Origin of the sequence: Camelimonas fluminis (genome assembly GCF_014656355.1) — a bacterium.
In the GTDB taxonomy this organism is placed as follows: Bacteria; Pseudomonadota; Alphaproteobacteria; order Rhizobiales; family Beijerinckiaceae; genus Camelimonas; species Camelimonas fluminis.
In genome coordinates this window covers 1-7244 of the sequence record NZ_BNCG01000072.1, presented here as the reverse complement: position 1 = coordinate 7244, position 7244 = coordinate 1, and the positions used below count along the sequence as shown (strand labels likewise).

The 7244-nt window shown below is 62.0% G+C and carries 7 protein-coding genes; 4 read left to right on the top strand and 3 right to left on the bottom strand.

All coding sequences use genetic code 11. The annotated features are described in order from the left end of the window. Window positions 1-520: 520 nt before the first annotated feature. The 3 genes from IE243_RS21670 to IE243_RS21660 are packed head-to-tail and all read right to left on the bottom strand — an operon-like array spanning window position 521 to window position 3214. Window positions 521-2278, bottom strand: coding sequence for a recombinase family protein (locus tag IE243_RS21670; RefSeq protein WP_191321384.1), 1758 nt, complete (start codon window positions 2276-2278; stop codon window positions 521-523). Continuing rightward, a complete protein-coding gene (locus IE243_RS21665) occupies window positions 2271-2861 on the bottom strand; it encodes a DUF2924 domain-containing protein (protein ID WP_210319949.1) in 591 nt (196 codons plus the stop codon). Before IE243_RS21665 ends, IE243_RS21670 begins: the two co-directional genes overlap by 8 nt. Window positions 2862-2863: 2 nt before the next feature. Further along, window positions 2864-3214 carry a DUF3489 domain-containing protein gene (locus IE243_RS21660; RefSeq protein ID WP_191321383.1) on the bottom strand — a complete coding sequence of 117 codons (351 nt, stop codon included), beginning with the start codon at window positions 3212-3214 and terminating at the stop codon, window positions 2864-2866. Between the two features lie 285 nt (window positions 3215-3499). On the opposite strand from IE243_RS21660, the gene IE243_RS23655 reads away from it, so the two are divergent. The 4 genes from IE243_RS23655 (at window position 3500) to IE243_RS21640 (ending at window position 6947) form a co-directional block, all read left to right on the top strand. Beyond that, window positions 3500-3910 carry a hypothetical protein gene (locus tag IE243_RS23655; protein ID WP_191321382.1) on the top strand — a complete coding sequence of 137 codons (411 nt, stop codon included), beginning with the start codon at window positions 3500-3502 and terminating at the stop codon, window positions 3908-3910. A 553-nt stretch (window positions 3911-4463) separates the two neighbouring features. Next, window positions 4464-4835 (top strand): ParB N-terminal domain-containing protein, encoded by a 372-nt coding sequence (locus tag IE243_RS21650; RefSeq protein WP_191321381.1) that lies wholly within the window; start codon window positions 4464-4466, stop codon window positions 4833-4835. Window positions 4836-4839: 4 nt separating this feature from the next. Next, window positions 4840-5124, top strand: coding sequence for a hypothetical protein (locus tag IE243_RS21645; RefSeq protein WP_191321380.1), 285 nt, complete (start codon window positions 4840-4842; stop codon window positions 5122-5124). After that, the gene (locus IE243_RS21640; RefSeq protein ID WP_244643310.1) at window positions 5124-6947 is read left to right on the top strand and encodes an amidohydrolase; all 1824 of its coding nucleotides are present in this window, start codon (window positions 5124-5126) and stop codon (window positions 6945-6947) included. The genes IE243_RS21645 and IE243_RS21640 overlap by 1 nt, the downstream gene beginning before the upstream one ends. Window positions 6948-7244: the final 297 nt, after the last annotated feature.

Below are 7244 nucleotides of genomic sequence, written 5' to 3'. Positions count from 1 at the left end.
ACGCTTCGAGCATCACCATTCGCACCCCAGAGCGAAAGGTGGCGCCGGGACACCGCTTACTCCGCAGCGATCGGCCGGTTTGGAAAACGCGCAGGTGCGCCGACCAAGTCCAACCGAGTCCACATGATTTTTCCGTGCTAGGGCCGATACTGGGACCGGCAGAGCGTCACGCGGAAATGCTTATATTTTTCAGATATCTGGACGAACCTTACGAGGACGCTCCCTCCGCCATAAAATCTTGATTTTACACGATTTTTCACAATTTTCGGGGCCCGCCATTTTGTGAGCGAGGTTCAAAGGGTTACGCGACCGCTGGTCATGCATCCGGGGACGGAGACACTTCCGGTACCAGTCGGGCCCGCCTTTCCATGCAGATATCTCCCGAAGCCACTTTGGTGGTACGTTTTGGTTTGCGGCTGGTTTTCGCTGCTCCCGTAATCCGGAACACATTGCCAAAACAAAACCCCGCCAGATCGGCGGGGCATGAGAGGCAGTACGGGTCTGGCCGGTCGCTGCTACGTCACCTGAAACCCAGATCCCGACGTTGCCCTGGCCAGTCGTTGGGCAGCTCTGCGGTGAGCGACAGACGTTTTGCGGTCAATTCAACGGGCTGGCGACCATCGAGGATCGCCGCGGTGATGTCAGGTGCAAGGAACCCCAGACGCACGACACGGGAGAAGTAAGATCCCGTCACGCCGCTCGCTTCCGCAAGCGCTGTCAGGGATGCGCCATCCCCTTTCAGCACCAGATCACGGAACCTCTGGGCCCGGGCGAGAAGCCGCAGCAGACTGCGGTCCGGCTTCCGGTTGTGGGGTCCATCAGGCGCATGAACCAGATGCCGCATTTCCATCCCGACCCTTTTCAGCGTTGCTGCAACCTGGAGCGTGAGAATCTCGCCATCATCGTCCTCCGGCCTCGCCTGCCCGCTGGCCAGTGCAGGGATGGCGCCGGCGTGGATCGTGATGCGCACGGCGTCTGGCGTGACTGTGATGACCTGCACCAGCTGACGCAGATTGGTGATTTTCTCCGCTGGCGAAAGCGTGGGCCAGTGACGAGCGATATCACCCGCCTGCGCAACCAGTCGTCGCCGTTCCTCCACATCCCGCGCACGGGGCGCGATGATCGCATCAACGGCTGGCGCATCCTCCAGCAACGCCATGATGCGTGTTTCGACAATTCCTTCCAGATCCCTCGCCGGAATGCGGCGGGCGGCGCTCCGACGATGCCCGGACGGGTCACCCACGCTCTTCCTTCCAGCAATCAGATCGCGACTGACGTAATAGCGATAGCGTCGGCCGTTTTTGTTCGCATGCGTCGGGGTGAGCGCGATGCCGTCCCCATCCTGGACCAGCCCTGCGAGCAGGCTGGGCACAGCAGCGTCGGCGTGAACCGCCCGCTCAACCCTGTTTCCGGCAAGCACCGCCTGCACCCTGTCCCAGAGAGGTTCATCAACGATCGCCTCATGCTGGCCTGGATAAACCGCCCCCTTGTGGCTGACTTCACCGCGGTAAAGCCGGCTCTGCAGCAGGCGATAGAGCGCGCCGCGGCCCAGCGATCCACCACCAGTCACATTGCCGGTTGCGGATACATGCCGTTTTGCTGTGATTCCCGCTGACGCCAGTTCTGCCCGCAATTCCAGAACAGACCCGGTTTCTGCATATCGTCCAAATATGTGTCGGACTGTCGTGGCCTCCTCTTCCACGATCTCCAGCTTGCGGTCGCGGACCTCATAGCCAAGCGGTGGCCTGCCTCCCATCCACATGCCCCTGGCCCTGGAAGCTGCGATCTTGTCGCGGATGCGCTCCCCGGTGACTTCACGCTCAAACTGCGCAAAGGACAGCAGCATGTTGAGGGTCAGCCGTCCCATGGACGTTGTCGTATTGAATGACTGGGTCACCGAGACGAAGGAAACGCCAGCCCCGTCGAACACATCCACGATCCTGGCGAAGTCACTGAGAGAGCGGGTCAGACGGTCGACCTTGTAGACAACAACCGTGTCAATGCTGCCTGCCCCGATATCGGTCAGGAGCTGGTGCAACGCAGGGCGTTCCATCGTGCCCCCGGAGAAGCCGCCATCATCATACATCCGGGGCAAGGCAATCCAGCCCTCCGCCTTCTGGCTGGCGACATAAGCCTCACATGCTTCCCGCTGGGCGTCGAGGGAGTTGAAATCCTGCTCCAACCCCTCCTCGGAAGATTTGCGGGTGTAGATGGCGCAGCGGACCACTGCGGCGCATCCGGTTGAGGTTCGCGATGCAGCGCGGGTCGCCTTACGCATGCGCGCCGCTCCCTTCCTGCTTCGCATCAGGATGCGCCCTGCTCCGGCCAGCCGCCCTGCTCCCCGTGGCGAGCCCGAAGAAACGCGGGCCTGACCAGCGCGCACCAGTGATCTCGCCTGCGATCGCCGACAGCGATGTCCAGACTTCCCCTTTCCAGATGAAACCCGTCTCTGTGACGGTCACCTCGTGGATATTGCCGCCCCACTCCCGCACCAGCCGCGCCCCGGCCTTCAGGCGCGGCGCTCTTGCCCGACGGATGTCGCCTGTGGCGGCCAGATCTTCCGCCAGGTTCCGCAGTTCGGCAGCAAGGGTCTTTTTAAGACCCCCCAGGGCCCTCTCCTGAAGCTTCCAGGCGATAGCCAACTCCAGGAGGTCACGGCGGATGCGATCGGGCGGCGTCGCGCGGAACTGGCGTTTCCATTCGGCGATCAGGGCATCGCGGTCCATCATTCCCAGCGCTTCAAGCCGGGCCGGCAGCTCCAGGCGGACCTCCGCCGCCTCACGGTCATCGACAGGACAGCTGTCGCATGATGGACCCTGGGGCCCGATTTCTTCGTCGGAGGGGACCATGGGGAATGCCATGTTCAGCTCCGCGCCGGATTGAGTTGGTAGACCTTGCGGTCCTCAACGGTCACGAGCGCAATGATGAAGCCACGCTGGCGGAGCCGGCTGAAGGCAGCGCGGATGGTATGCGCCTGCCAGCCGGTCACTCCGACAAGTTCAGTCATGGCGCTGCCTTCTGGCTGACTGATCCGCTCGAGCAGCAATGCGAGTTTGCCCGACGGCCCCTTGCTGTCGGCTATCGAGGAAGGGGCAGCTGCTACGGCCTGACGTGCGGCAACCCTGATTTTCTCTCCGCTCCTGATCGCTTTCCTGGCGATGGCCTCCGGGTTGGCTCTGTTCCGGGCGGGGGTGGGACGGGTGCGACGGGTCATTTGGAGCCTCCAAGCGCGGGACGCGACATGCGCCCGCTTGCACTGCCCCGAGCCCCGGACCGGTCAGGTTCCGTGGCTTGCCCGCGCCCGGCCTTTCACGGCGCTCCCACACTACTGCTTCGTTACCAGCCAAAGTCCAGTGTTAACAGCGACTTGGATCCACGTTGCGTTTGGTAGCGGCTGGATGTGGCATTGACTGCGAGATGGAGAGAAGTTGGGCATATCGGCGCAAAGTCCTCGCCACGCTGCGCTAAGGAGAAACCACGCTCCGGGCTGGCGGACGCCGTGCCGACGGGAAATCTTGCCGCCGCCGAGATCCACTGGGTTTCCATTGCCAATGCCCACGACGCGCTGGCGCATGGCATCGGCTGTCCTGCACCGACCCGCACAATGGCTCACCGCGAGCTCTATCGCCTAGGGCTACTAATGGACGAGCTCTTCGGCGAGGCCAACCGGATCGGTATCATCACTTGGCAGAAGAGCTATTCACCCCGGTCGGATAACAAGGGCATGTCGACCGCGACCGAATACATCCTGGTCTATGCCAAGCAGATCGAGCGGTCGAAGACAGCCCTCTTGGCTCGCACCGACGAGATGAACGCGCGGTACGGCCACTGGGACAAAGATCCGGACGAGTGGAAACCCGGCGACGCCCCCGAGCCTATGCGCTCGATTCCAAGGGCGCGCACCTCATAGTCTCCGATGCCGGCCTCAAGCTGATATCGATCAGGGACGAGACCGGAAAGGAGGGCGTGCTGGTCCGTCTGGTCGCTGGTCCTGGAGAGCACGTCGGTCAGCAACGCCCTGGGACAGACGTGGCGGGTGCGATCTCCAGGCCAGAGGTGCTCCTGCGCATGCATGCGGACAGTCGCGAGAGCAATAGAACGCGGCCGCCAGCGACACGACAGACATGTGGCAAAATGTCGCAGATGAAATTTTTCTGACGATTTTTGAGCCATCTGCGAGCCATCTGCGAGCCATCGGCTGGATCGCATCGGACGATCCTGGCATCGAAATCGGGTTTCACCCGCCGCGAGGTCTGTGGAAAAGTAATATTTATCAATGTGTTGTCAGCTTGCAGCGGGCGGCGTCGGAGGGGCTGCGGCCAGTCCGTGCACATCTTGGAAACAGCTTATCACCCGTGCCCGCTACCATTCTTGTTGCAGCGGTGTCGCTAACGGGCTCACGCAAGCGGTCAAATTTGGAGTGGCTGACCGTAGTCCTTGGCGGTGCATGCAGAGGCATGTAGATGCACGGTGATATCACTCAGGAGATGCGCAGTATCGCGGATCTCAAACCCTATACCCGTTCTCCGCGGGTTCATGGTCGGAGTCAGCGGCGCAAGGCCAAAGACATTCTGAGCCGGTTTGGCCAGGTCACTCCCGTCATCATCGACGCGGACAATGTGATCGTTGATGGTCACCTTGTCGTGGAAACGCTTGGTGAGCTCGGCCATAGCCAGGTCTCGGCGCTTGCCGGCACGCTGCTGTCGCTGGTTGGCAGGTATATGGAGCCGGAGGACCTGGCGCCGCCGGACGGGAAGATGACCAGCACTGAACAGGAGATGCTGGATGCGTTTATCGCGCGTCTTGTTGAAGGCAATTCCGGATCGGAGATGTAGGATCATGTTTATCAGTGATAGCAAGGATCTGAACATGGCTGCGCATATCGATTTTGATACCTTTGCGCGCCTCTCTTTTTCAATCATGAATGGCAATAATAAGTTTCATGATGCCCCGTATCTGCAGGTTCTCGCTGCCGTCTTGCAGAACGTCTGTTCCATTCCTGGCCGGAACCAGATCATCAACCTGCCGCCGCGCTTTCTGAACTCGTTCGTGAGTACGAATGGGTCGCGCGTGCTACCAAATCAGCCAGCGATTACCGATTTTATTCAATTGGGGGATGCGTGATGACGAGGAATGTTTCTCTCGGGACCCTGGCGCTTGTTCTGGTGCTGGCAGGAGGGCCGCTGCCGGTTTTCGCGCAGTCTACATCGAGCGATCAGCCGGCCGCCGCCCAGCCTGCGGCCGCCCCGTCCGACGACGGGATGGTGACGGTCTTCACCGCGAGCAAGATCGTCACCATGGACCCCGGCTGGCCCGAGGCCACTGCGGTGGCGGTGAAGGGCGGCAGGATACTCTCGGTGGGCACGCTTCAGGACCTGAAGCCCTGGCTCGACAAGTACCCCCACAAGATCGACCGCCAGTTCGAGAGCCGCGTCATCTATCCGGGCTTCGTGGAGGCCCATTCCCATCCCGTCATCGGCGCCACCGCACTGACGCGTCCACCGCTGAGCTACTTCCCCACGGCCAATCCCTACGGACCGGCCTTTCCCGGCGTGAAGACGCGGCGGGCGGCCCTCGCCAAACTTGCGGAATACGTTGCCGCCTCCAAGGACCCGAGCGCCGACGTGGTTGCCTTTGGCTTCGACGTGGTGCCAATGGGCGGCTACCTCGACAAGACCGAGCTCGACAAGATCTCCACCGAGAAGCCGATCTTCGTGTGGGATGCGTCCGAGCACTTCGTTTTCGCCAACACTGCGGCCATGAAGAAGCGGGGCCTCACCAAGGACCTCGCCATGAAATTCCCAGGCGTCGGATTGGGGGCCGACGGTGAACTCAACGGGCAGTTTCTCGGCGAACTCCCCACTCAGTATGTGCTCGCCCCGATCATCACTCAGCTGTTGACACCCCAGATCGCCGTGAAGGACGCCAAATATCTGTCGGACCTTGCCCAGCAGGCGGGTGTGACCACCATGTCCGAGCTGGCATTCGGGGCCATCAACATTCCGCTGGAGCATGAAGTGCTGAAGACCGCCTTCGACACCGAGGCCGCCAACCAGCGGCTCGTGGTGGTGGTCGAGGCCGATTCCTTCGTCAAGGCCTACGGCGCCAACGCCACCGCCGAGGCGAAAAAGCTGCACGACGCCAGCAACGACAGGCTTATGTTCGAGGGTGTCAAATTCTTCTCCGACGACTCCTTCCTGAGCTTCGGCATGGAGATGCAAAACCCGGGTTACGTCCATTCGGATAAATATCACGGGGTCTTCATGTTCGATAAACCGTCGGATTTCGTGACCAGTATGAAGCCGTGGTGGGACGCGAACTACCACATCCACGTGCATACCAACGGCAATGCCGGCAACCAGGCCACCATCGATGCACTCGACGCGCTGCAGAAGGAGAAGCCGCGCTTCGATCACCGCTTCACTTTCGAGCATTTTGGCATCTCCACCCCCGAGCAGGCGCGGCGGGTGAAGGCACTGGGCGGCGTGGTGAGCATCAATCCCTATTACGTCTATGCCCGCGGCGACCTGAACGGGCCGGAGATCGGCGTCGACCGGGCCAATACGGCCGCCCGCCTGAAGACCCTGACCGACGCCGGCGTCGTGGTATCGCTCCACACCGATACGCCGGTCGCCCCGCCGCGTCCGCTGGAGGAGGTGTGGATCGCGGTGAACCGGCGCGGCGCCATCTCCAACAAGGTCCTCGGCCCGGCCGAGCGCGTGTCGGTGAACAAGGCCCTGCGTATGGTGACCATCGACGCCGCCTACACGCTCGGGGTCGATGAGAAGGTGGGCAGCATCGAGGCCGGCAAGTTCGCCGACTTCGTGGTGCTGGGCGACGACCCGGCGACGGTGGCGCCCAACGCCATCCGCGACGTGCCGGTGCTGGCGACCATCTCCGGCGGCCGCGTGATCAGCACCCGCGACACCCGCAAACCACCCCAGTGACGGCCGTTCGCCACCGGAAGGGCTGAAAGCCCCGCCCTACGGCAGAGCCCTCAGGTCGGAGCCTTGGTCCCGGTTCGGCCGGGACCAGATTGGTTGGAGGCCCTCGTCGCCCTCCACCTCGATCAGCTATTGTCAGATTCAATCGACAGGTCCGCCTCTTCGAGCGGGACGCCGGAACGATGGAGATAGACATCACCACGAAGCCCGCGCAAGCCGGTGCGGATGGCACGATCGATTGCGACTGTCCGCCGTCAGCGCCAATGGCACAGATTTGAGGTTGTGATTTAAGGAGGATCT

Coding starts and splice junctions, on each gene's coding strand:
- IE243_RS21640 (WP_244643310.1), top strand. CDS start 5,124: ATGACGAGGAATGTTTCTCTCGGGACCCTGGCGCTTGTTCTGGTGCTG.
- IE243_RS21665 (WP_210319949.1), bottom strand. CDS start 2,861: ATGGCATTCCCCATGGTCCCCTCCGACGAAGAAATCGGGCCCCAGGGT.
- IE243_RS21670 (WP_191321384.1), bottom strand. CDS start 2,278: ATGCGTAAGGCGACCCGCGCTGCATCGCGAACCTCAACCGGATGCGCC.
- IE243_RS21650 (WP_191321381.1), top strand. CDS start 4,464: ATGCACGGTGATATCACTCAGGAGATGCGCAGTATCGCGGATCTCAAA.
- IE243_RS21660 (WP_191321383.1), bottom strand. CDS start 3,214: ATGACCCGTCGCACCCGTCCCACCCCCGCCCGGAACAGAGCCAACCCG.
- IE243_RS21645 (WP_191321380.1), top strand. CDS start 4,840: ATGTTTATCAGTGATAGCAAGGATCTGAACATGGCTGCGCATATCGAT.